The sequence below is a fragment of the Kitasatospora terrestris genome, assembly GCF_039542905.1.
In the GTDB taxonomy this organism is placed as follows: Bacteria; Actinomycetota; Actinomycetes; order Streptomycetales; family Streptomycetaceae; genus Kitasatospora; species Kitasatospora terrestris.
Window position 1 is genome coordinate 1 of record NZ_BAABIS010000001.1, and the last position, 20,818, is coordinate 20,818.

Below are 20,818 nucleotides of genomic sequence, written 5' to 3' on the forward strand. Positions count from 1 at the left end.
CGCGCCGTCTGCTCCGCAGACATGACGCGCCGTCACTAACGTGACGGAATGACGCTGCGTGACTCCGTCACGCAGTGACGGAGGGTGGTCAGCGACGCTTCGCGCCGCCGGGCCCGAGTCTGGTGCCGGCCTATCGCAGCGTGGGTTCGTACGGGCCCCGTGGCTCCGCCCCGGGGCCGGAGACCGGCTAGCCTGACATCATTTGTACAGGTCAGTTGGAGTTTTGGTGCACTCCGTGCGCCGGGCTGACTGGGGGAGCTTGCTGGCGCTGCTGCGAGAGGTGCCGGCCAGTACGCGGCGGGCGCCAGGCCCGCCCTATCTTGCAGGCACATTCTGTCACCGCAGGCCGGGCCGGGTAACCCCGGAGCCGAACATGCAGCACCACTAGCACAGTGGTCTACACCTCCAATATTGGTCTAGACCCAAAGGTGCCCGATCCGAGCCTGAAAACCCACCCATGGCCCCGAAAAGGGCCTATCAAATTCACCTGTCATCCGATCATTGAGCCTTTTCAGGGCACCCACCGATCGGGTGACAAGGCGGACATGGCAGCCGATCCGGCTGACCGCGTTCCCCTTGGCCCGGGTGGTCGTCAACGGTAGACAATGTCTCACCCTGCCGAGTAGGAGCTGAAAAAGCTCATTCCGCAACCCCCCTGACCCGGAAAGCCCTTAGCTGCCCGGCCTGCCGAACCATCAGGAAAACGGCCAGAAAACCGCTCGGACAAGCCGTCAACAACCCACGAAACATCCCGGTCTGACCGTTGACGATATGACAAGAAATTCCACCACAACACCAACCCGGCCTCATGCAAAAACCCCATATACAAAGCCGGCTCCATCCGGAGATGCCGCCGCCCCCATGGAAATTGACCATAAGGCCGACGGAATGGTGGCGGACCGGCGCTGGCCTCCGCCCTCGGGCCAGCGCCGGTGAGCGCCCTGCCCAGACCGACGCGCCGCACCCGCCAATCTCCACTACCAGGACCAGGCACACAGAGAGGCAGTCGGGCTGATGAGATCAGCGAAAGCCTGATCTGAGCTGCGGAAACGGACGGGCGTCGCCATCCGCAGCCTACACTCCCACCCGCCCGGGTCCTTGTCAGCCCTCGCACTGTGCGTGCCGGTCCGGCTCGTCGCTGTGGGGTGCTTCTCCGTGGGGTGTCGAGGCCGGGATGGGGACGGGCTGGCGGTGGCCGCGACGCGCAATCGCCCCTTGAGTACTGACTTCTGACTGACAGATGTGCCGGTAAAAAACATTCAAGTTGACCATGCGTAAGTCTTCGTGCAGTATGGCCGACTGATCATGGAGGGGGAGTGTACGGCGGGGCGGTCAGCATGAGCTTTCTGCACGCGCGATGCATCTGAACTTCCCGACACAGGGTCTACGATCTCTGGCCTTTCCAGGGAATCTCCACACGGGGTGGGTCCATTCTGGGATCGCCCGGAATAAAAGGAGTGCGGAAAATGAAGAATAAGGTATCTAGGGTACTCACGGTTGCTGGGGCACTGGCCAGCGCGTTGGCGTTGGGCACGGTGAACGCAGGCACGGCATCGGCATACACTTGGGATGAGATCTACTCGTATGGCGCCGGCGTGTGTCTGACCCCCTATGGTGGTAGCACCAGCAATGGCGCCAACATCGTTCAGTGGCGCTGCGACACTGTCACCAATATAACGGCTCACAACTGGTCGTGGGACGAGATTCCGGGCGGATATCAGGTCCGGAACAGGAACAGCAATAAGTGCATCACTCTGTACGGGGGGTCCACTGCCAACGGAACGTACCTCACCCAGTGGGACTGCAACGGCTCCGCAGCCCAGAAGTGGTATATGGGCGGTTACAGCGGCAATTACACCATCAATCACGCGGGATCCGGGAAGTGCATGACCTCGAAGGGTGGAGACCAGAGCAGCAGCGGCGTCGTCATGACGCTGTGGGACTGCAACGGTTCCCCGGCTCAGAGGTGGTTTCTCGGGGATATTCAGTCCTGATCCCGGGCTGACCGCATTCGGCGCTGTGCGCTTGGCGCGCGGTTGGCATGCCCGCCAGGCCGCAGTGGGTAGCCAGTCTGGGTTCTCACCTTGTACACCTGGGGTGGTTGGTTACTGATCTTGGGACGCGGGTGTCATCCTCGTTCGTCAGCTCATGGTGAGGAGCGGACCTGCGGCGATCGGGGCGCGGGGCAAGTTCCCCGGCGCCGGCCGCCGCAGGCGTTCCTTCCACCGGTCGTCGCTGCCGATCCTTGCGCCGAGATCACCGATGTGATTCAGACTGGGAATCCTCAGGCCGGAGCGGGCTTGGGGGCGTGCCATGATTTGCGCCGTGAACTTTTCGAAATTCTCTTCTGGCCTACGTCGGCGTATCGGACGTGCTGGGCGTGTGGTCACGGTCGGTGTGATGGTTCTGGCCGGTACCTGTACCATTTCCGGCACGGCGCATGCGTCGTCGACGATCGCGCCGATCACCGCGAGCGGCTTCAAGCTCACTCTCGACTCCAGCTCGACCAGTGACATCAGCGCCGGCGAGGCCGCAAACGGTTCCCTGAACCCCGTCAGTCTGTCCTCCGTTCCTGCCGGGAGTTTCAGCTCCGGCAAGGACGGCCTGTGCTACCCGACCCCTTTCAATCCGGGTGTCTCGGCCGACGGCTACTGCTGGGGCAACACAGCTGACGACAGCGGTTCGGCCGGCTGGTACCCGCAAGGTTTCTCCGTTCCGCACTCCGCCGCGGCCGACGGAGCGTGGGGAGGCAGGCGCTGGGAGGTCGTCTCCTGGCACAACGGGGACAACAGCGTCGCCAAGCTGCGCTTCGTCGACCGGGCCAGCGCCACCCCGCGGTACGTGGACGTTCTCCTCGCTACCCTGGCTCAGGACGGGACGGTCACTCCTCTTCCCATCCACGCCGACAGCGTGGTCTGGTACGACAACAACCTCCTCATCGGCACGGGCGGTCTTGTCCAGGTCTTCCGGCTGGGCGACCTGATGCACAGTTCGGTCGGACTGGCTGGGACGGGATTCACTTACGTCCTTCCCCCGGGCCTACCTCTACCGCACCGTCGCGACTGCAACGAGCGCGTGCGTCCCCGAGACGGGCAACACGCCGTGCCTCACCTCACTCAGCTTCGACCGCGCCAATGGCGCCCTGCTGTCGAGCGAATTCCGCCCGGACAACGCGAACGGCCGCATCATCCGGTGGTCCTTCGACCTCAGCAGTGGTCTGCCCAGGACGGGCACCTCCGCGCTCGGCGCCTGGACCACGCCGGTGTGGAAGATGCAGGGCGTCGTCAACGTCAACGGCACCTTCTACATCAGCGCGGCCTGCCCCGGCAGCTTCGACAACGGATACCGGGAGAGCGCGTGCGTGCACAAGGGCTCGCCTGGCGGTTCCACGAGTGTCCTGACTGCGGTCCCCGACATGACGCAGAATCTCGACTGGGACTCCTCCACCGGCCGGATCCGCGGCGTGAACGAGGTCGGCCAGTTGGACCGTGCCCTGCCCCAGCGGCTCGTCTTCGACTTTGCGCCGACCGCCCGTTCCATAACGACCGTCCGCTTCAAGAACGTCAACAGCGGTATGTGCCTGACCCCGTACGGTGGCAGCCTGAACAACGGCGCGAACATCGTCCAGTGGGCCTGCAACGGCAGCAGTCCTCAGAACTGGTACTGGAACGGCAACGAGATCAGGAACTTCAGCAGCAACCGCTGCCTGACCGTCTACGGCGGCAGCATCTCCGACGGTGCCGTCATGAATCAGTGGGACTGCAACGGCAGCGCCGCCCAGCACTGGGACCTGTCTCCTGGAACCGCCGGAGGCGCCATCATGATCAACGGCGGTAGCGGGCGCTGTCTGACCATCTACGGAGGCAGTGTCACTCAGGGCGCCGACGCGGTCCAGTGGACATGCCAGGCGGACAGCACGAAGCACAACTGGGTCGGCTACACCATCCCCTGACCCACTGCACTGATTCGCGGGCCTGTCGGCCTGCTCTCGGCGTGGCCGTAGTCCGGCGGCGGCCCCGGGCCGTTCACGGCGGCTGACCCTCCTGCGAGCCGGACCCGCCCGGGCCGCTGCCTCTGAGTGCCGGCAACGACTTGAGGGCGGTCCGGGTCGCAGGGCCAGCGCCGCGACTGACACGCCAGAGCTTCAACGCAAGGCCGGACAGCACTCCGGTCCAGGCCATCACGGCCACTTCTTTCTATCGAGTCCTGCGCCTCGTACTGCGCGGCCCTCTCCGGGCCCGGTCCGGAGAGGGCCGCTGCGGGGCGCCAGGGTGGTGAGGCTCGTTGAAAGTCGCTCTGCCCGCGCTTGCGTGAATATCGCTGAGCGGGCCCCGATCCTTGACCTGTCGGATGCGTCGGAGACGATGCGGCCGTGAACGACTTCGAAGAGTTGATCAGCCGAGTCGTGGCTGCGTCAGCCGCGAGTGACCTGCTCCGATCCCCGGTTTCCGCCGCAGAGCTGGCCGAGGCCGAGCGGAAGCTCGGCTTTCGCCTGCACCCTCTGCTCGCCGCGCTCTACCGAAGGGTCGGCAACGGCGGTTTCGGCCCCTCGGACTCCGTTCTGCCGCTCTCCGGCGGGCCGAACGCGGACTGGGAGACCTCGGTGGTGCAGGGGTACTCGGACAGGATCCCTCCGCAGGGATCGGACACTTGGTGGTCATGGCCCGAAGGGGTTGTCCCGGTGCTGGACTGGGGCTGCGCGATGTTCGCGTGCGTGGACTGCCGCAGCGACGACGGAACCGTCCTGCTCTTCGATCCCAACGCGATCAGCAGCCAGGACGTGTCCAGGGCGTGGTTCGTCGACGGAGGCAGCCTCGCCGAGTGGCTCGGGACGTGGCTGGACGGCCGAGGCTGGTACGAAGAAGACGCCGTAAATGGAGGCTTCCCCCGGGTCCGCTGGGCAGACGCGGCATCGCGACTGCAGCCGGCCCGGCTCAGGGACACGGCGCAGCGGTGACACCCCGGCCCTCCAACCGCACATCGATCCCGGGGACAGCACGTCTTCGACCGGGGCCCCATGATCGAGGAGTGCCCCGAGTGAAAGTTCCTTCGTTCACGATCCGCTCTGGGCTTCAGGGAATCGCGGCCAGAACCTTGAAAGTCCCCACCTCCTACTCGGGCTCGGAACAGACCTGCTCACCAGGTCTCCCCACCCCCAGGGCGCCGGCCTGGGGGTGGCACGGCAAGCCTCCAGAGTCGCCCGTCAGCCAGCCGCACTTCGGGGCGGGACGGCCTGCGCGGGTCGGGTCAGAGGGTGGCGAGGAAGTTTCGGACGGTGGTGGCGAAGGCGTCCGGGGCGGTGGTGTACAGGAGGTGGTCGGCGTCCAGTTCGGCGAACGCGGTGCCGGGGCGGCGCTCGATCATGGCGGCGGCCTGGTCGGCCGGCAGGGTGCCCTTGGTCGCGCGGATCAGCAGGGCGGGGCAGTTCGTGGCCGTCCACTGGGCCCAGTGGTCGCCGTGGACCTGGTCCTCGGAGCTGTACATGTCCTGCGGGTGGAAGGGCAGCCGCCAGGTGCCGTCGGCGTTCTCCCGCAGGCGGTCGGAGAAGTACGGCGCGGCCGGGCCGAGCCCTTCGACCAATGCCTCGCGGGTGGGCGCGTCGTAGGGCAGGTTCAGCAGGAACCCGAACGGGTTGGTGCCGTCGAGGCCGAGCGCGACCGGGCCCTCGGCGTTGACGAGCGCGGCGACGCGCTCGGGGTGGCGGGCCGCGAACTGGTAGGCGTTGATGGCGCCGAGGGAATGGCCGAGCAGGACGACCCCGCCCAGGTCCAAGTGGTCCAGGAGGGTCTCCAGGTCCGCGAGGTAGCCGTCGCGCGAGTAGTCGGCGGCGCGGTCGGACTCGCCCTGGCCGCGCTGGTCCGGGGCGATCAGCCGCCACTGGGGGCCGAGCGCCGCGGCCAGGTCGGCGAAGGTGGCGCCCTCGGACAGGTGCCCGTGCAGGGCGACCAGCGGCCGGCCCGTGCCGCCGAAGTCCAGGTACGAGAGCCGGCGACCGCCGATGGACAGTTCGGCCCGGGAAGCGGTGGCGGGCGTGGTCGCGGTCAGGTTGGTCATGTCTGGTCCCCCGAAGAGTCGGATGTGGTCGACGGCTTGATCGACGGGAAGAGCATAACCCGGAGTGGGACAATCGTGTAAGACATTTGTTCAACCGGTTTGATCGGCCATGCGTCGGCCCGGCCCCCTCGGCCGATGACCACAGTTGGCCAGTGATACCGGTAAGGCGCAGCCGGTGGGGCGGGTGCGCCTCACCCCATCAAAGCCGCGACCTGAACCACCGTCTTGAGTGTCAGCGGGCCTCTCTACGCTGGCGGCCGTGAGCATCGATGATCTTGAATGGCCGGCGATCGACCGTGGAGACTCCTGGAGGCTGGTGGACCTCCTGCTGGAGGGAGGGCACCTGGAGCTGGTGATCCGGGCCGCGTACGAGCAGGGCGAGTGGTCCTGTGCTGAGGCGGCCGCCCGTGAGTTGTGCCGGGTCGGAGAACACGAGCGGGCCCGCGGCGTCCTGGAGCCCTTCGTCGCGGCGGGCGAGCGGTCCGCTGTCCTGGCGATGGCGCACACCCTCATCCGGTGTGGTCGGATCGACGAGGCTCTGGAACTGGCCCGCCCGGACAACACCGGCCCCGAGTCGGACGGCGCGTGTTTCGATTTCGTCAAACTCCTGGCCGCAGCCGGGCGCGTGGACGAAGCGATCGACTTCCTGCTGCCCCGCCTCGGCGGCTGGTGGCTGACGTCGACCCTGGTCGAGATCACCGAAGGACAGGACCGGGACGAGCGGGTGCTGGAGCTGCTGGACCCACTCGCGGAGAGCGCCCGGCACGCCCGGGGCAAGGCGCGGTGGAACCATCCCTGCAGCAATGCGCAGGAGCTGCAGGCCCTTGTCCTCGAACGTTCCGGCCGTGCCGACGAGGCGATCCGGATCCTCGGCGAAGACGTAGCCGCAGGCCGCTTCCTGGTCCAGAACACCCTCACCGCGTACGCCGAACTCCTGTTGCGGCACGGGCACGTCGAGGCGCTGCGCGAACTGGGCACCGGACCGCGGGCGGGCGTCGCTCTCCGGTACTACGCGCGGGCCCTCGAAGACGCCGGGAGGGCCGAGGAGGCGGAGCAGGTCCTGCGGGAGTTCATCGACTCCGCCGAGCATCCGGACCGCTTCCGCTGGCCCCTGATCGAACTGCTGGCCCGCCGGAGTCGCCTTGACGAAGCCGTCGAGGTGGGACGTCCTACGTTCGACTACCACGATGCCTGCCTCCTGGAGGGCGTCATCCACCTCCTCCAGGAGGCCGGGCGTCCCGAGGACGCCCTGGCGCTCCTCGACGAACGCAGCACCGAGTTCGTCGAGGACCACTTCTCCTGGCTCTCCTCGAACCGGCTGTGGTTGCTGGGCGAGGCCGGCCGGTACGACGAAGCCCTCGAGTACGCCGCGACCCTGCCCGCAGACGAATACCGCCTCCTGGAGACAAAGGCCTGGCTGCTCGCGGACTCGGGCCGTGTCGAGGAAGCCCTCGCGCTGCTCCGGGCCGGCGGAACCGCTCACTTGTCGGACCTGGCCGAAATCCTGGCCACCCATGGTCGCGCCGCCGAGGCGCTCGCCGTTCTGCCCATGGTCGCCGAGCAACGCGCGGCGAAAGAAGCAAAGACACCGGTCCCCACCGACGACCACGGCTACGCTCTCGAGCCTCCCTGCTGAACCTTGTCGCGGAGGATCTTGTGGTTCTTCATGCGGGCGAAGGTGTGCTCGAACTGCCGCATCCGCAGACCCGTGAACATCTCCCCCCACTGACTCGACCATCAACACGCTGCTTGCTCTGTTCGCGAGAAGGGCGGAACTCGTGAACAAAGCCACGCTGCGGGGCTGCAAGGCCATGGATCCGATCGTCGGCGGCTGCACGGCGCTGGCCTCTCCGGGAGCCAAAAGGGTCTGTCCAGCGCCCGGTGCAGGCGGTCAGCCGGTCGGTTGAAAATGCCTTCCTGCTCGGGCTTGCCATCCTCGTACGGCCCGTGCCGGGTTCAGGTATTGATCGCCCGGATCGAGCGAGGTTGACCGCGCAGGGCGGGCAGTTGAGCACAGTCTTCAGCCCCAGCCAGGCCCTCCCCCAGGGCCAGGAGAGAGAGGAGCTGCACGGGGCGGCCGGCCATGGCGGCAGCCTCCAGTTTGTGGTGGCCGTCGAGGAGGAAGTGCGTCAGACCCCAGTGCAGGTAGTAGTCGGCCGCCAGGTCGATGGCGGGCTGGCAAACGTCCAGTGTTGAGACCGCCACAGCTGTCGGGACCGTTCCCCGGTTCATGAGCTCGACGTACTCCTCCACGCGCTCCCTCTCGTTCCACGTTGGAGGGACCATGGGCACGACGAACTCATAGAGATGGGTGGACGCATCGACTGCCGTCTCGAAGGACCGGTAGTACGGAGTGTGTGGGTGCTCCGGGAGGCCCCAGAACTGGTCGAGCCCCCACGTGGCCACCTGTTCACCGCTGAAGTAGTCGCCTTCCCGGCCGGGAACGACAAGGCGGGGCTTCACCTGGAGCAGGACCGGAAGGTACTCGCCCTCCGGCAGCAGCGCGCCGAACGCGCCGACCACTTCATCGTCGTCCGGATCCGTCAGCGTGCCGGTGAGCCTCTCCTGCACGCTCTCCAGCGACAGCGTCTCTCTGGAGGTCACCAACCGACGAAACAGGAACTGGCACGTTCCACACCACGGGCTGAGTTCGAAAGCGGGTTCCCCCTTGACCACGAGCAACCTGCGCCCCGGCCCGCCCCCGGTCTCCTGTCGCTCCGTCTCGAAGCGCAGTCGCGCCTCGGGGGCCGGGATGCCGAGCCTGCGGGGTTCGCCCGATTTGATCACCATGGACCGACCGTACGGGCCGCGGAGGATCAACACCACCGACTACTGAGCGCGTAGCCGACCGGTCGGGCCAACAGCCTCGACGTAGGCGGGCCGGGGGTGGTTGTGCGGGCATGACGTACCCCTCCATCTCTTCTCGGCGGCCCGGCCTGGGCAGCGGGCTGACCGCGATGCTGCCCGCTGCCGCTCCCGCCACGGCTGCCGGCCACCGGGCCGCCGAGCAGCTCCTGCTGCTGCGCGAGGCGGCGGTGCCGGTGCTGGCGCTGACCGCGGCGGTGGAGCTGCTCGGGCTGCTGGCCGACAGCCAGGACGCGGTGGTCCGCGAGGCGGCTGCGGCGACGGCGGGCCGGCTGCGCGCGGCCGCCGAGGCCACGGCCGGCCCGGGCCGGTGAGGGCTGCTGGGTTGCGCGGTGACCCTACCGGGCCGTTCTGTCAGCACCGTCGGGAAGTTCGGGCAGGGGCCAGGTGGGATCCGGCGTCCAAGCGGGCCACGGAGCAGCGAACGGGCCCGCCCGGTCCTGGAGGAGGGCGAGGGCGCGCTCGCAAGCTTGTTCGACTGCTCGATGGTCGGTGTCGGTGATGAAGCCGAGGCGGCGGCCGTGCGCGTACTCGTCCTCGTCCTTCCACGTCGCCGAGGAGAGGTCGGGTTCGACCACCAGGTCGACGAGCAGGTCCAAGGTGTCGATCCCGATGCGGGTCCGGGTCACGGGGCGCTCGAAGTTCACGTACAGGCGCAGCGGCTCGCCTGCGGGGGTCTGGAAGTGGTGGAGGGAGAACCACTCGCCCGTGGTGTCGAAGCGGGAGCGCAGGACGGTGTGCCGCCAGACCCAGGGCTCCAGTTTCCAGGTGCCGACCGCAAGGCTCTCCAGGCCGCTCTTGCGGGTGGTGTCGTCGCCGGTGCGCAGCGCCGTGGTCCAGGTGGTCGGGGCGAGGTCGTGGATCCGGTTGGCGCCGATGATCGAAAAACTGAACTCCGTCGAGCATTGGACATAACTGCACCGGCCAGCGCCTCGGGCCACCCCGGCGGATGCCTTCGCGCGCCGGGCAGGACAGCGGTCCCCCGGACTGGGGCCGTGCCCGGCGCGCGGTTCAGGGCGGCCAGCTGCGACGACCCCGTCGCCTCGCCAGCCGCGGAGAGCGGTACCACCCTCCCCAGGGCGGCCCCCCACGGCGCCCTGCGGACCCATTCCTACGGACACCACCGGGCGAGCCGCCAGGAGACCGCAGGGGCACGGATCCGGCCGCCGGATACCCGCCCCGGAGGCGCAGCGGCGCCCGGAAGCTCAACGCCATTGATGTGCGACCGGACCGCGGCGGGCGTCAGAGCCGGTGCAGTGCCGCGTCCTAGGGTGGGCGGCATGGAAGAGGCGCACGTGAGCAGGTCGGTCGGCTGGTGGTCCCGGATCAAGAATTGGGCAGGGGTCCGCCGACCCGATAGGCCCTTCTCCCACCAGTGGGAGCTGCGGCAGGCGGCCGCGCGGATGCGCGGGCGGCTTCTCCTGCACCCCGTGGAGGGGCGGTGGCAGGACCTGGCGTACTGGGATCCGCTGCCCACCGCCCGGGACATGGCCGGCTCGGTGGGCGAAGGGCGCTGGGAGGACCGCAGTTGGCTGAACGTTCCGGGACCGTTCTACGCCGGCGTGACCGACACCGGACTGAACGGCCCGTACTACCTGCCCGAGCACGTGCTCTCCAGCGACGAGCACTACGAGTTCGTCTACCGCCAGCCCGCCAACCCGCGCGAGGTGGCCGGCCTGCTGGAGATCGCCCATAGCGAGCCGATGGGCGGCTACGCATGGGACGGCGACCAGCGTTGGACCCCGCAGGCGGTACGAGAATGGTGGGCCCGCCGGGCCGACGTCCGGGACTGGATCACGGCGGAACTGGCGGCCGACGATCGGAACGAGCCGGAAGCCCTGCACCGGTACGCCGCCTACCTGGAGGACGGGCTGGAGACCTACCTGCGCGGCTACCTGTTCTGGCTGACCGAGGGCCGCGAGCCGCGCCTCGGCGAGGAACTGCCCAACCTCTGACACACCGCGTGCCCGCCGCCGACGAAGATCCCCGACGTCTGCAGGGATCGCCGCCACAGCGGGCTCGGCGTCTTCCGCACTCTGTGGCCCGGGGGGTGGTGCTGCCGGGTCAGGCGCCGAGGCCGATGTGGGAGACGTAGGTGTAGGCGCCCCAGTCGGAGTCCATGTCGGCGATGATGTCGTCCCAGATCTCTTCGAGCTTGTCGGTGTCGCCGGCGGTGAGGGCGTCGACTGCGTCGTCCCAGACGTAGCGGACCTGGAAGGTGCGCACGCGCAGGTTCTCGCGGCGCCGCGGCTCGTCGACGACGTCCTGGTTGACGGGGTGGATCTCGACACGGGTGCCGCGCCCTGCGCGGTTGAGGTGCTGCTTGAACGCACCGGAGTTCGCGAGGACGTTCGCGGCGCGCAGGTTCCAGTAGGCGGTGTCGATCGCCTCCAGGGTGGCCGGCCTGGGGCGCTGCTTGCCGCGGCGCCAGGCCTTGACGGTGGCGGGCGTGACGGTGACGCCGGCGTCGGCGAGGGCCTGGGCGCCGCCCTTGGTCTCGGTGAGGTAGCGCAGGCGGGCCATGAGGCCGCGGCGGCTGGTGGCGGGGGACTTGATGCCGCCCTCGATGATGAGGCGCTCCAGGGCGTCTTCCAGGGCGCGGGCGAGGGCGAATTTGCCGTGGATGTTGCCGGGGTCCAGGTTCGCGCCGTAGCGGCCGAAGTTCTTCCATCCGTCGGTCGACACGTTCAGGCGCTCCGCTTCCGGCTCGGGGGCAGGGTGTACTGGTCCTTGAGTTTCATCTGGGTGGTCAGGCGGCCTTCGGTGAAGACGGTGCGCCAGTCGGTTTCTCCGGTGACGTGGAGTTCGTCGGTGCCGCGCAGTCGGACGACGGTGAGGCCGGCGGTGTGGGCGCGGTGGGCTTTGTACCAGAGGTTGGCGAAGGCCTGGGAGCGGATGATGTGCATCCAGTCGGGTCGGCGGATGTCGCGGTTGTAGGTGGATTCGCCGATGGTGGAGGCGAATTTGGCGTAGATGGCCTTGACGTACTTCTCGGTCACGGTGTCGCCGTCGGTGATGGCGTTCTCGCGGGCCTGGGTGAGGACGCGGCGGAACTTCTCCAGCAGGCCCTCGGAGGCGCCGGAGGTCCAGGCCTCGGTGATGTGCGGGGCGTCGGCGAGGCCGAGCTTGTGGCAGCGGGCCAGCAGGCGGACGGTGGCGCCGTCCAGGAGCACCGGGCCGGTCTCGTGGCGGTTGCCGATCGGGTCGGGCAGGTGTGGGTGGTCCCAGACGGGGCGCTTGGGCAGCAGGTAGATGCCGGAGCGCTTGGGGTCGAACCCGCCGTCGGGCTGGTGGACCAGGCTGCCGATCGGCAGGTGGCACTTGAGCGCGCTGCAGTAGGCGGCGTTGGTGTCCAGGACATCCACGACCACCCCGCCCTCGCCGCGGCGCACCGCCTCCATCAGCGGGACGTTCTCCCACTTGTGGCGGCCCTCCCACACGTCGTCCGCGCCGCTGCGGGATTTCTTGCTGAGGAATTCCAGGCGGTCCGGATACACCGTGTGCTCGTACGCGGCACCGACCCGGGTCGCCTCGAACAACGCCATCCCGTTCGGAATCGCCTTCTTCTCCAACGCCGCCGAAGCCGCCTCCGTGTCACCGCCGTGCTCCTCCAAGGCCTGATCCACCGCCGAGGTGATCATGTCGAGGTAGTAGCCGAGATCCCGACCCGTACCCGCGTACTCCGAACGAGACAACCCGGCAGCGGCAGGCGCCGGACGGGGCGCAGCCGCGGGAGCCGGGCGGGCCGCGGGCCTGGGCGCAGCGGGCCGGGTGGGCGCGGGCGCCTGCGCCGGGGTGGCCGTGGGGGGCTGTTCGGCCGGGGCGGGGGTGGTCGGGGCGGGGGTGGTCGGGGCGTGCTCGGTGGCGGCCTGGACGAGCGCGGCCGGCGCCTCGGCGGGGGCGGCCTGGACAAGCTGGGCAACGGAGGCAGGGGCGGCAGCGGGAGTGGCGGGGGTGCACCAGCCGCCGAGGTGGATCGGGCGGCCGGCGACACGGTGGCGGACCGGCTTGGCGCAGCGCTCGCACGGCGCCGCCTCGTGGTCCAGGATCTCGCCATCCGGGCCGCGGTCGTAGTCCGCAGGCACCGAGAGCTGCTCGGCAACGGGGGCCGGGGCGGGGGGCTGCACCGGTGCGGCAGCCGGGACGGCGGGCGGGACGGGCTCGGTCGGGGTGGTGGTGAAGCTGGCCGGGACGGCCTGCGGTGCTGCGGCGTGCGGGGGCCAGGTCAGGGACAGGACGGCGTGGGTGGGGCCGGCGAGCAGGTCCAGCGGCGCCATCCCCCAGTGCGCGGCCAGGGCGTCGACCTCATCCAGGGTCCAAGCCTGCGCCCCCGACTGACGACGGGACACCTTGTCCTGCGTCAGACCGACACCCGCGGCCAACTGAGCCTGACTCTCCCCGGTCCGCTGCCGCAGCGCGGCCACCGTGAGCCGCAACGTTTCCAACGTACTGAGTGCCATGCCGACACCCTATCCATATTGCATGGTCAAATTCCATAGAGATGGCGTTGATTCACTGGATTGCGTGGGGTGAGCTGTGACGGAGCACCGCAGTTTGCCAGCGGAGCAGCTTGGTGTGCGACTTCGGTTCCGCATCGCCAAGGCCGGAGGGGTCGGCCGATCCGCTCCTGGTTGAATCAACGGATGAGCGAGCCCTTTGTCGACCTCGCAGTTGTCACAACACCGTCCGGCGTGCTGGTCCTGGGGATGGCCGGCTGGATCGACCAGTGGCCCGAGCATGGCGACCCGCTGTCCGTGCGGGCAACGGCTGCGGCGGAGCAGGGCGGCGGCCACCTCCACGAGCCTGAGGACGGCCCGAGCCAGGAGTGGTTCTGCGAGGCGGTCGCGGTGCCGGCCGCGGCCGGTCGGCCGTTGAAGGTCCGCGCGCAGACGTGGGACTCGTACGACGGGCAGGTCATCGCTCTCCTGGAAGTCGACCTCGGCCTGCCCTGGCCGGGCGATCTTGGCGGAGAGCCGGTCCGTCTCGGTGACCTGCCGGTCGACCGGTGCGGCATGGTCCTCGGGGATGCCCGCGCCCTCGACTCGTTCGTCGGGCTGTCCGGCGAGTCGATCGACGGGCTCGCCGATGTCACCTACTGGGGGAAGTACGAGGACGACGCCCACGCCCGTTTCGGCGGCAAACGGACCCCCCAATACGGCGGCCAGGGGCCCTACGGGAGGCTCGAACTCCCGCTGCGCGAGGCCCACGAGCTCGCCGACCGGATCCGCAGCTGGGCGCCCCGCTCCGGCCTGGTGGTCTCCATGGATGCGCGCACCCACTTCCACCTGCTCCAGCGGGACGGCGAGATTCACCCCCTGCTGGCCGGGCAGATCGAGCTCGACGGGTCCCAGGTCCTGCAGTTGGGCTGGGAGCCGGGTGATCACTCCATGCGCCACCGCGGTGAACGTGCCTGGGACCAGGTCTACGCCGTCACCCTGGAACGGGCCGGCACCACCACCGTGCTGCGCTGGACCATCCCCGCAGAGACCGACGATCCCGAATAGGCAGCCAAGCCGCAGCGCAGTCGGCCGCGCGGAGCAACGGCGGGCGAACAACCGGACGGCACCGCTTCGCAAGGCATCGCGCTCCTCCTTCGCAAACTGCCCTGCACCGCCATGGTGCTGACCAGCAGGTTCTAAACGATCACTCGCAAAGTACGGTGCTCCGTCACAGGCCCCGCCGTTGACGAAGGGGGCCTCCCCACCAGCCGGACATCCCTATGAGAGCCCCTCTCGGGCGCCGAAGGCCCCCTACAGGTGGCTACGCGCGCGACGCGCGATCCCGGCCGGCCTCCGCCGAGTCCCCCGACCCGGGCCCGCGGCCCGTTCGATCGCCCCCGACGAAGCAAGAGGGTGGCAGCACCGGTGCTGCCACCCTGGCAGCGTGGGTGCTGCCTTATATCCAGAACCCGGTCGCTGCGCTTCTCCCGGACGGCCCCAGGCCAGTGCCGGGTGGCTGCGCCCGCGTACGCACGAGACAGCGACTGGCGGCCGGGCTACGTCAGTTCCAGGGCGCCTTGCCGGTACCTCCGCCCACAGAGCGAGCGCCTTCTGGTCGACGGCGCCGATACTGACCTTCGCGCAGAACGCCGCAGCGTCCTTGGTGAACCTCAGCCAGCCGGGTTCAGGTGGTCGTGCCGTCAGCAGATTGCACCGGCAGTTTCCGCCAGGGCGCGTCAGGGTCAGCGAGGGTGTCGAGCATCAGCTCGCACCAGGTAGCCGCGGTACCGACGGCGAGGCGTGCATGGCGCGGCCCCAGGCCCGTCGGAGCCACCAGTCGGCCATGGCCGGTGCCGAAGCGGTTGCGAAGTTCAGCCACCCCCACCGCCGCCGAGGTAAGAGCGCCAAGGACTCGCCTGATGGATTCCGCATTGTCGGGACTGTCACCGGACCGAGGGCCGGGGAGCGCCCCGGGGTGGAGGAGCAGCGACTGCTGGGCCTGCTTGACGAGCGCCGGAACGTCATGGCGATCGTCGACGGGAAGGCCTCGCTGCAGCAGGACGAACTTGGCGGTGGCCTCGATCAGTTGCTTCGCTGCGCCAATGGCGTCGTCGGGGTAGTCGGCGCCGAAGCGGCGCAGACGGTCGAGCTCGGCCTTGATTCCGGAGGCGCCTGACAGCGCCTCTGCCCGAACGGTGAGGCCGGCGACGCGTGGGGGGTGAATACGCAGGTCATCGTCGAGCAGACAACCGGTGCGGGCGAAAGCCTCCCGCAGGTCAGCAAGGGTGTCGGAGTCCAGTCCGGTGTCGTTGAACCGTCTGACGTCGCGGTCCACCCTGCGCAGGAGACTCTCGAAGACGCGTAGGGCACGCCGGGCTTGGTCTTCGTCGGTCCAATCGACGGCCGAGGCGTAGGAGTCGAAGGTTTGCTTGCGGACGCCTCCTTCACCTTCGGCGGTGAAGTCCGGATTCGGCGCGAAGTGCTCGTTCTCCCAGTACTCGCAGATGGCGGCCTGCGCGAGGCCGCTCATCAGCCCCCGAATGGCGTTGCGTGCGGCGCGGGCGATCAGATCGGAGGTGGGAGCCATGGCAGGACTGTAGAAGCTGGCGCGGACGGGCGCTCGGGTTTTCCCGGTGCGCGGTCTGATGCGTTCTGCTCGACCGCGGCGACGGCCTCGGTCAGGCAGTCAGGCAGTGAGTGCTGGAGGCCGGCCGAACGAAGGCGGCGGATCAGGCAGAGTCGGCCATCGTGGGCCGGGACCGCGCACACCCGCACCCGCGGGCCGCCCGGTCACCGTGTTGGTGGTTACCGGCGCGCCCAGGCCGGACAGACGGGTTAGTGCCTGGCCATCTGGACGACCACCCCGCCCGGAGTGTGGTGCTCGCTCGATCTTCTCTGCACCAAGTCGGGTAGGGCCTTTCGCCGACTGGCTCCACCGACGCGTCGCCCGCAGCTACGAGGCCCTCCCGGCCGCTCCGGAGCCATGATCTACATCGCCATGATCGGCCTCATGACCCGCCGACTCAGCGGCGAGACCACCCCGACCTGGCGCGGCACCTGAGCTCCGAAGTCAGGGACGAAAACGCCCAGTCACACCGTCGGATACCGCCACCGCAACAAACCCAGGCAAACCGGGATGCTTCACCTTGACGAGCCGAAGTCAGTAAACGCTGAGCTGGTGGGCGGCGACAGTGCCGCGGAGCCGATCGCAGCAAGCGCCATCTTCTCCACCGACGATAGGACGAATGCCCGAGGCGTGGGCGTCGAGCGCACACCGTTGCACGACGCCCAATTCGCCGCGGTCGGGTTAGAAGAAGTCAATGTCCCGGCCCTGCCGGTGCTCTGTCCTCAGGCGGAAAGGACCGAACTTCCTGTATTCGACCCGCTGCATGTAGCCGGGTCCTTTTACTTCGTGGACCTCATGGTTTGGTGTGCGTGCACGGGCTATGGCTCCAACGATGGTTACTCCGACGGTTTCGAACAGTGTGACTAGCACGCCGCCCCAGCCGGAGGGGAGACCGACGGGGAATGCCGCAAGACCAGAAATCCATCCTCCGAGGCGGAGGCTCGCGGGTGCCAGCCAGATTACCTCGGCGGCGAGCGCGAAGAACGGGAGTGCCATGGCGGCGCCGAGCAAGAGGCGGCGGAGGGGATTTCGGCGGGTCGGTTTTCCCCAGGAACGCATTTGCTCCTCCACGATCAAGCTTTTCATGCTCTCTGCCCCCCAGACTGACGCCTTGATCGTTCCGACAATCACGGCGAAAGAGGTGGCGTTGAGGACTGCGGCGCAGATCGCCAGTGCCAGGAATTTACCGCCATTGTTGGGCAGGGTGAAGCCGGGAACCCAGAACGATGCCGTCCACAATCCGATCGCCCCTCCGACGACCCCGAACAGGAGGGTCAGGACCCGCAGCAGTTCTCGGAAGGTTCGGGCCCGAGAACTGTTGCTGCGGGCCGCTATTTCTCGGTCCCTCTCGCTCGCGGCCCTCAGCTCGGCTGCCTCGGCTTCTGACTCCCGCATTCGGCGGGCGGCTATGGCGAGTGCCTGCCGTTCCGTGGGACTGGACACCTCGCCGCCGCCGTTGATCGCCTGGTCAAGTGCTTTTTCGGCCAGTTCTGCCATTCTGGCGGCATTCGGGTTGCGGGCCAGCGCGAAGCGCTTTCCCTCGGCTGAAGTGACGCTCCACGTTGGTGTCTGGCTGGTATCCGCTTGGAAACCCAGCTGCTGATGAAGCTGTACAGTTCGTCGACGCTGACGATGCCGTCCTCGTCGAGGTCGGCCTCTCCAGTTCGCAGACCGTGTACGACTGCGGAAGTGAATACCGAGGCTTCGCCCCTGGCTCTGCTGGCGAGGTTGTCTCCGGGTGCGGATTCGTAGCTGTACTGAAGTGAGGTGGAGGAGGTGATGACGACCCGGCCACTGCCTTCGAAGGTCTCCGTGAGCTCGATTTTCTCCTGCTTGTCGCCGCGGGCACGCATTCCTCTGTTGAAAGCTCCGCTGTAGCAGCAGTCGAGCAATAGGATAATGCGCCGGCTACGGCTCTGATCTATCCAGTCGGCAACAAAGTCGGCGCTGACCGAAGTGGCAGCGAGCGAGTCGAACTCGCTGTCCTTGGTGACGAAGTGCAGCCGGTTACGGAGGTCCTTGTGTCCATGGCAGGACAGGTGCAACAGCAGGGTGTCTTCGCTGGTAGCGGATTTGAAGAAATGCTCGATCGACTTCATCCAGCTTCGTGCCGAGCCGTTGAACAGGACGTTCACCTCGAACTCGCCGATCGCAGAGTCGCTGAGAACGCCCTGGAGTTGTGCGGCGTCGGCTGCTGCACGAGGAAGGGGGTCGAATTTGGGGTCGTCGTATGTCTCGGTGGCCAGCACCAGGGCCCGCCTAGCCATCGGATGCCTCCGCGCCGCTGGTGGAAGCGAGGTGCGCGAGGAAGGCTTCGACGTTCCGTCGGCGCTCGGCGGGTGATCCTGACTCCAGGATCAGTTCGTTGTCACCGATCCGGAGCGTGACCTTGCCCGAGGTGCGGCGGGCCAGCCAGTCCTGGACCAGCAGGATCAGCGATCGGACGGCAGGCGCTCCCGCCAGGCTCAAGATGAGGGAGCTGTAGAGGGTGGTGTCAGCAGCCCGAGTGCCGTGGGGAGCCAGCGGTGCCGGAGCGTGTTCCAAGTGCAGCAGTGGAAGCTGATGGAGCTCTTCGAGCAGCGACTCCATCTCGCGTTCGGTTGCCTCCACGCCGTCCGGATCACTGAAGACCAGGCCGACATCCACCGACCCCAGTGCTCGATTCACTACGCCCCCCAAGGTGGGAATTCAAGGTGCGGACAGGTTCCCACAAGAGGATTGCCGCCGAGGGGAGTTGATCGGATTGCACTCGAATTGGCGTAGGTGCGGAACGCGCGCGTCGACCGCACCATCGCGGTGACGTGCAGCGGACTCTGCAGAGTCTGTCCATAGGCGCGCCGCGCTGCTGGAGCTGTCCATCGCGCGGGCCAGCGCGCGGTCGCGGCGGTGGGTCCGGCCTACCAACGGGTGAGGTGTTCCCCGAGCGCGCGGCGCAGCAGGGCAAGGGCTGCGTCGGCGGCCGGGCAGAGCAGAGGCTCGCCGCTGGCAGTGAGCGTTTTCAGCGCGGGCACCGATCGGGTGACGGCTGGGTGACGTCAGCGGGCAGCGAAACGAGCGAGGCTCTCCGGCGGTTGAGTGAGATGTCTGACGTCTCAACTCGGTGGCCGGAGAGCCTCGTTGGTTGTCTATCCTGCATCACTTGACCTGCCGCACGCGCTGGTGGAGTGGGTCACCATGCTGATTGTCACCCGTGAGGGTGACCGGCGCTGCAAGCTCCGGCCGTCGCAACGCGCGATCGTCGCGCTGGTGTACCTGCGCAAGCACGACACGCTCGCGCAGATCGCGGCCGGGTTCGGGATCAGCGTGGGTACGGCCCACGCCTACGTTCGTGCGGTGACCGGGCATCTCGCCCGCAAGGCGCCGGGGCTGACCCGGGCCCTTCGCGAGACGGACGGGGCATACGTACTGGTCGACGGCACCCTGGCCGAGTGCGACCGGGTCGGCGACGGCCGTGCCGATTACAGCGGCAAGCACCGCCGCCACGGCGTGAACCTGCAGGTCATCACCAATCCCGTTGGCAAGCTCGCGTGGATCTCACGACCGCTGCCGGGCCGAATCCACGACCTGACCGCGGCCCGGCACCACCGGATCGTCGAGACCTGCGCCCGGCTGCGGATCCCGGCGCTCGCGGATCTGGCCTATACCGGAGCCGGCCCAGGCGTCGCCGTTCCGGTTCGCCGCCGGCCCAAACGCGAGCTGACCGCGAAGGAGAGGTCCCTGAACAAGGCCCATGCCAGGCTCCGCTGTCCGGTCGAGCGCGGCGTCGCCACCCTCAAGCATTGGCGCATCTTCCGACACGCCCGCTGCAGCCCCAACTGGCTCACGTCAGCCGCCAGGGCGGTCCTCACCCTGGAGAGGCAACGCTGAAAATGCTCACTCATCCAGAACTGTCGCTGGCGACCATCAGCCGATGTTCCACGAGGCCAGGTAGGTCCGTTTCCGGGCAGCGGTAGTTCCACCCCGACCTCTACAGGCCACGCCGGCCGCCCGCCGGATCGACCCCGGCCTGACCGAGATGCTCAGCAATCCGGCCCTGACCGGCATGCCGCCGGCCGACTTAGAACGCCTGGTGGCAGTCTCCGAGCCGTACTGGGACGCCCTCGCCGAGGCCGCCTTCCAGCGGCGCTTCCACCGTCCCCGCAGCTACCTCCACCCGCAGACCAGCAGCATCGACCACTACCACCGCCTCCTGGCAGCCCTGTTACGCCGCCGCAGGGCGATCACCAGCACTCTCATGGCCCAGCTGCTGGGCGTCACCCGCACCAACCTCTCCAACCAGTTCCAGGACGGCCACCGGCTCCTGGACCTGCACTGCATCGACGTCACGCCTTTGCCCGGACCGCCCGCCCGAACCCTCCAACAGCTCCAAACCCTTCTGCCCGAGTCCGCCGGCAAGGGAGATCCAACCTGACAGTTATTCAGATACAAGCCCCAGCAGTGCCCGAGTACTGGCGCTGCACGCCGGCCGAGACGGTGCCCTTCTTCACGAAGCTCGTGTCGTCGAGGATCAGGACACCGTCAGGGGTGCCGAGTTGCTCACCGATGTAGGCCTGCAGGTCATCGCGGACCTCATCCGCGCTCCAGTAGGCGCGGGCGAGCAGGTGCTGCAGCCGATGCGGGGCCGGGTGCCCGGCGAACTGCTGCCAGCTGTTCTTTCGCCCCACCGGACCCAACAGTCCGCACACGTAGTCCCGCATCCGCCTCCGCGGCTCCACCCGCGTGAAGCGAGCCCCGATCCGCAGGAAGAGTTCGGTCAGTTCCCGTCCCACACATCCGTCAGATCGTCGCTCACACTGAGGGTCTGTCCGCGGCGCTGCCACTACATGCGCCGCGG

Annotated in this window: 19 protein-coding genes and 2 pseudogenes; 10 read left to right on the top strand and 11 right to left on the bottom strand. The window is 68.2% G+C overall.

Annotation, left to right across the window (positions count from 1 at the left end; all coding sequences use genetic code 11):
- Positions 1 to 1,466 precede the first annotated feature (1,466 nt).
- Entirely contained in the window at positions 1,467 to 1,994 is a 528-nt protein-coding gene (locus ABEB06_RS00005; RefSeq protein ID WP_345694647.1) for an RICIN domain-containing protein, read from the top strand.
- Between the two features lie 147 nt (positions 1,995 to 2,141).
- Here the strand turns inward: ABEB06_RS00005 and ABEB06_RS00010 are convergent, their stop codons facing one another.
- Positions 2,142 to 2,516: a hypothetical protein gene (locus ABEB06_RS00010; protein WP_345694648.1), complete on the bottom strand. Its 375-nt coding sequence runs from the start codon at positions 2,514 to 2,516 to the stop codon at positions 2,142 to 2,144.
- A 755-nt stretch (positions 2,517 to 3,271) separates the two neighbouring features.
- Here ABEB06_RS00010 and ABEB06_RS00015 point away from each other — a divergent pair.
- Both ABEB06_RS00015 and ABEB06_RS00020 read left to right on the top strand, forming a co-directional pair.
- Positions 3,272 to 3,952, top strand: coding sequence for an RICIN domain-containing protein (locus ABEB06_RS00015; protein WP_345694649.1), 681 nt, complete (start codon positions 3,272 to 3,274; stop codon positions 3,950 to 3,952).
- 420 nt (positions 3,953 to 4,372) lie between these two features.
- Positions 4,373 to 4,957, top strand: a complete 585-nt coding sequence (locus ABEB06_RS00020) for an SMI1/KNR4 family protein (RefSeq protein ID WP_345694650.1) — start codon at positions 4,373 to 4,375, stop codon at positions 4,955 to 4,957.
- Positions 4,958 to 5,247: 290 nt separating this feature from the next.
- Here the strand turns inward: ABEB06_RS00020 and ABEB06_RS00025 are convergent, their stop codons facing one another.
- A complete protein-coding gene (locus ABEB06_RS00025) occupies positions 5,248 to 6,054 on the bottom strand; it encodes an alpha/beta fold hydrolase (protein ID WP_345694651.1) in 807 nt (268 codons plus the stop codon).
- A gap of 259 nt (positions 6,055 to 6,313) precedes the next feature.
- Between ABEB06_RS00025 and ABEB06_RS00030 the strand changes: the two genes are divergently transcribed.
- Complete coding sequence (locus ABEB06_RS00030; protein WP_345694652.1) at positions 6,314 to 7,690, top strand: tetratricopeptide repeat protein; 1,377 nt, start codon at positions 6,314 to 6,316, stop codon at positions 7,688 to 7,690.
- A 320-nt stretch (positions 7,691 to 8,010) separates the two neighbouring features.
- On the opposite strand, the gene ABEB06_RS00035 is transcribed toward ABEB06_RS00030, so the two are convergent.
- Positions 8,011 to 8,844 carry a hypothetical protein gene (locus tag ABEB06_RS00035; protein WP_345694653.1) on the bottom strand — a complete coding sequence of 278 codons (834 nt, stop codon included), beginning with the start codon at positions 8,842 to 8,844 and terminating at the stop codon, positions 8,011 to 8,013.
- Positions 8,845 to 8,954: 110 nt separating this feature from the next.
- Here ABEB06_RS00035 and ABEB06_RS00040 point away from each other — a divergent pair, with 110 nt between their 5' ends.
- The gene (locus ABEB06_RS00040) at positions 8,955 to 9,233 is read left to right on the top strand and encodes a hypothetical protein (protein WP_345694654.1); all 279 of its coding nucleotides are present in this window, start codon (positions 8,955 to 8,957) and stop codon (positions 9,231 to 9,233) included.
- Positions 9,234 to 9,257: 24 nt separating this feature from the next.
- On the opposite strand, the gene ABEB06_RS00045 is transcribed toward ABEB06_RS00040, so the two are convergent.
- Positions 9,258 to 9,860 carry a ribonuclease FAU-1 family protein gene (locus ABEB06_RS00045; protein ID WP_345694655.1) on the bottom strand — a complete coding sequence of 201 codons (603 nt, stop codon included), beginning with the start codon at positions 9,858 to 9,860 and terminating at the stop codon, positions 9,258 to 9,260.
- A gap of 489 nt (positions 9,861 to 10,349) precedes the next feature.
- Between ABEB06_RS00045 and ABEB06_RS00050 the strand changes: the two genes are divergently transcribed.
- Complete coding sequence (locus ABEB06_RS00050) at positions 10,350 to 10,874, top strand: ferredoxin (RefSeq protein WP_345694656.1); 525 nt, start codon at positions 10,350 to 10,352, stop codon at positions 10,872 to 10,874.
- A gap of 109 nt (positions 10,875 to 10,983) precedes the next feature.
- On the opposite strand, the gene ABEB06_RS00055 is transcribed toward ABEB06_RS00050, so the two are convergent.
- Entirely contained in the window at positions 10,984 to 11,604 is a 621-nt protein-coding gene (locus ABEB06_RS00055) for a hypothetical protein (RefSeq protein WP_345694657.1), read from the bottom strand.
- A gap of 2 nt (positions 11,605 to 11,606) precedes the next feature.
- Entirely contained in the window at positions 11,607 to 13,379 is a 1,773-nt protein-coding gene (locus ABEB06_RS00060) for an acyltransferase (RefSeq protein WP_345694658.1), read from the bottom strand.
- 183 nt (positions 13,380 to 13,562) lie between these two features.
- Between ABEB06_RS00060 and ABEB06_RS00065 the strand changes: the two genes are divergently transcribed.
- Positions 13,563 to 14,423, top strand: coding sequence for a hypothetical protein (locus ABEB06_RS00065; protein ID WP_345694659.1), 861 nt, complete (start codon positions 13,563 to 13,565; stop codon positions 14,421 to 14,423).
- A gap of 619 nt (positions 14,424 to 15,042) precedes the next feature.
- On the opposite strand, the gene ABEB06_RS00070 is transcribed toward ABEB06_RS00065, so the two are convergent.
- A complete protein-coding gene (locus tag ABEB06_RS00070; protein ID WP_345694660.1) occupies positions 15,043 to 15,945 on the bottom strand; it encodes an abortive infection family protein in 903 nt (300 codons plus the stop codon).
- A 340-nt stretch (positions 15,946 to 16,285) separates the two neighbouring features.
- Here ABEB06_RS00070 and ABEB06_RS00075 point away from each other — a divergent pair.
- Positions 16,286 to 16,419 (top strand): annotated as a pseudogene (locus tag ABEB06_RS00075) (IS5 family transposase); the annotation flags it as partial.
- A gap of 246 nt (positions 16,420 to 16,665) precedes the next feature.
- On the opposite strand, the gene ABEB06_RS00080 reads toward ABEB06_RS00075, so the two are convergent.
- The 3 genes from ABEB06_RS00080 to ABEB06_RS00090 are packed head-to-tail and all read right to left on the bottom strand — an operon-like array spanning position 16,666 to position 18,630.
- Entirely contained in the window at positions 16,666 to 17,481 is an 816-nt protein-coding gene (locus ABEB06_RS00080) for a hypothetical protein (protein ID WP_345694661.1), read from the bottom strand.
- Positions 17,391 to 18,233 carry a caspase family protein gene (locus tag ABEB06_RS00085; RefSeq protein ID WP_345694662.1) on the bottom strand — a complete coding sequence of 281 codons (843 nt, stop codon included), beginning with the start codon at positions 18,231 to 18,233 and terminating at the stop codon, positions 17,391 to 17,393. The genes ABEB06_RS00080 and ABEB06_RS00085 overlap by 91 nt, the downstream gene beginning before the upstream one ends.
- A 10-nt stretch (positions 18,234 to 18,243) precedes the next feature.
- Positions 18,244 to 18,630, bottom strand: a complete 387-nt coding sequence (locus ABEB06_RS00090) for a hypothetical protein (RefSeq protein ID WP_345694663.1) — start codon at positions 18,628 to 18,630, stop codon at positions 18,244 to 18,246.
- Between the two features lie 471 nt (positions 18,631 to 19,101).
- On the opposite strand from ABEB06_RS00090, the gene ABEB06_RS00095 reads away from it, so the two are divergent.
- Positions 19,102 to 19,851, top strand: a complete 750-nt coding sequence (locus tag ABEB06_RS00095; protein WP_345694664.1) for a transposase family protein — start codon at positions 19,102 to 19,104, stop codon at positions 19,849 to 19,851.
- 148 nt (positions 19,852 to 19,999) lie between these two features.
- A complete protein-coding gene (locus ABEB06_RS00100; protein ID WP_345694665.1) occupies positions 20,000 to 20,395 on the top strand; it encodes a hypothetical protein in 396 nt (131 codons plus the stop codon).
- Positions 20,396 to 20,414: 19 nt separating this feature from the next.
- Here the strand turns inward: ABEB06_RS00100 and ABEB06_RS00105 are convergent.
- Positions 20,415 to 20,753 (bottom strand): annotated as a pseudogene (locus ABEB06_RS00105) (transposase); the annotation flags it as partial.
- Between the last annotated feature and the right edge of the window lie 65 nt (positions 20,754 to 20,818).

Excerpts from the sequence above, each read along its gene's own strand:
- ABEB06_RS00065 (WP_345694659.1), top strand. The coding sequence starts at position 13,563 with ATGAGCGAGCCCTTTGTCGACCTCGCAGTTGTCACAACACCGTCCGGC.
- ABEB06_RS00035 (WP_345694653.1), bottom strand. The coding sequence starts at position 8,844 with ATGGTGATCAAATCGGGCGAACCCCGCAGGCTCGGCATCCCGGCCCCC.
- ABEB06_RS00005 (WP_345694647.1), top strand. The coding sequence starts at position 1,467 with ATGAAGAATAAGGTATCTAGGGTACTCACGGTTGCTGGGGCACTGGCC.
- ABEB06_RS00070 (WP_345694660.1), bottom strand. The coding sequence starts at position 15,945 with ATGGCTCCCACCTCCGATCTGATCGCCCGCGCCGCACGCAACGCCATT.
- ABEB06_RS00025 (WP_345694651.1), bottom strand. The coding sequence starts at position 6,054 with ATGACCAACCTGACCGCGACCACGCCCGCCACCGCTTCCCGGGCCGAA.
- ABEB06_RS00015 (WP_345694649.1), top strand. The coding sequence starts at position 3,272 with ATGCAGGGCGTCGTCAACGTCAACGGCACCTTCTACATCAGCGCGGCC.
- ABEB06_RS00010 (WP_345694648.1), bottom strand. The coding sequence starts at position 2,516 with ATGTCACTGGTCGAGCTGGAGTCGAGAGTGAGCTTGAAGCCGCTCGCG.
- ABEB06_RS00080 (WP_345694661.1), bottom strand. The coding sequence starts at position 17,481 with ATGGCAGAACTGGCCGAAAAAGCACTTGACCAGGCGATCAACGGCGGC.
- ABEB06_RS00100 (WP_345694665.1), top strand. The coding sequence starts at position 20,000 with ATGCTCAGCAATCCGGCCCTGACCGGCATGCCGCCGGCCGACTTAGAA.
- ABEB06_RS00040 (WP_345694654.1), top strand. The coding sequence starts at position 8,955 with ATGACGTACCCCTCCATCTCTTCTCGGCGGCCCGGCCTGGGCAGCGGG.
- ABEB06_RS00060 (WP_345694658.1), bottom strand. The coding sequence starts at position 13,379 with ATGGCACTCAGTACGTTGGAAACGTTGCGGCTCACGGTGGCCGCGCTG.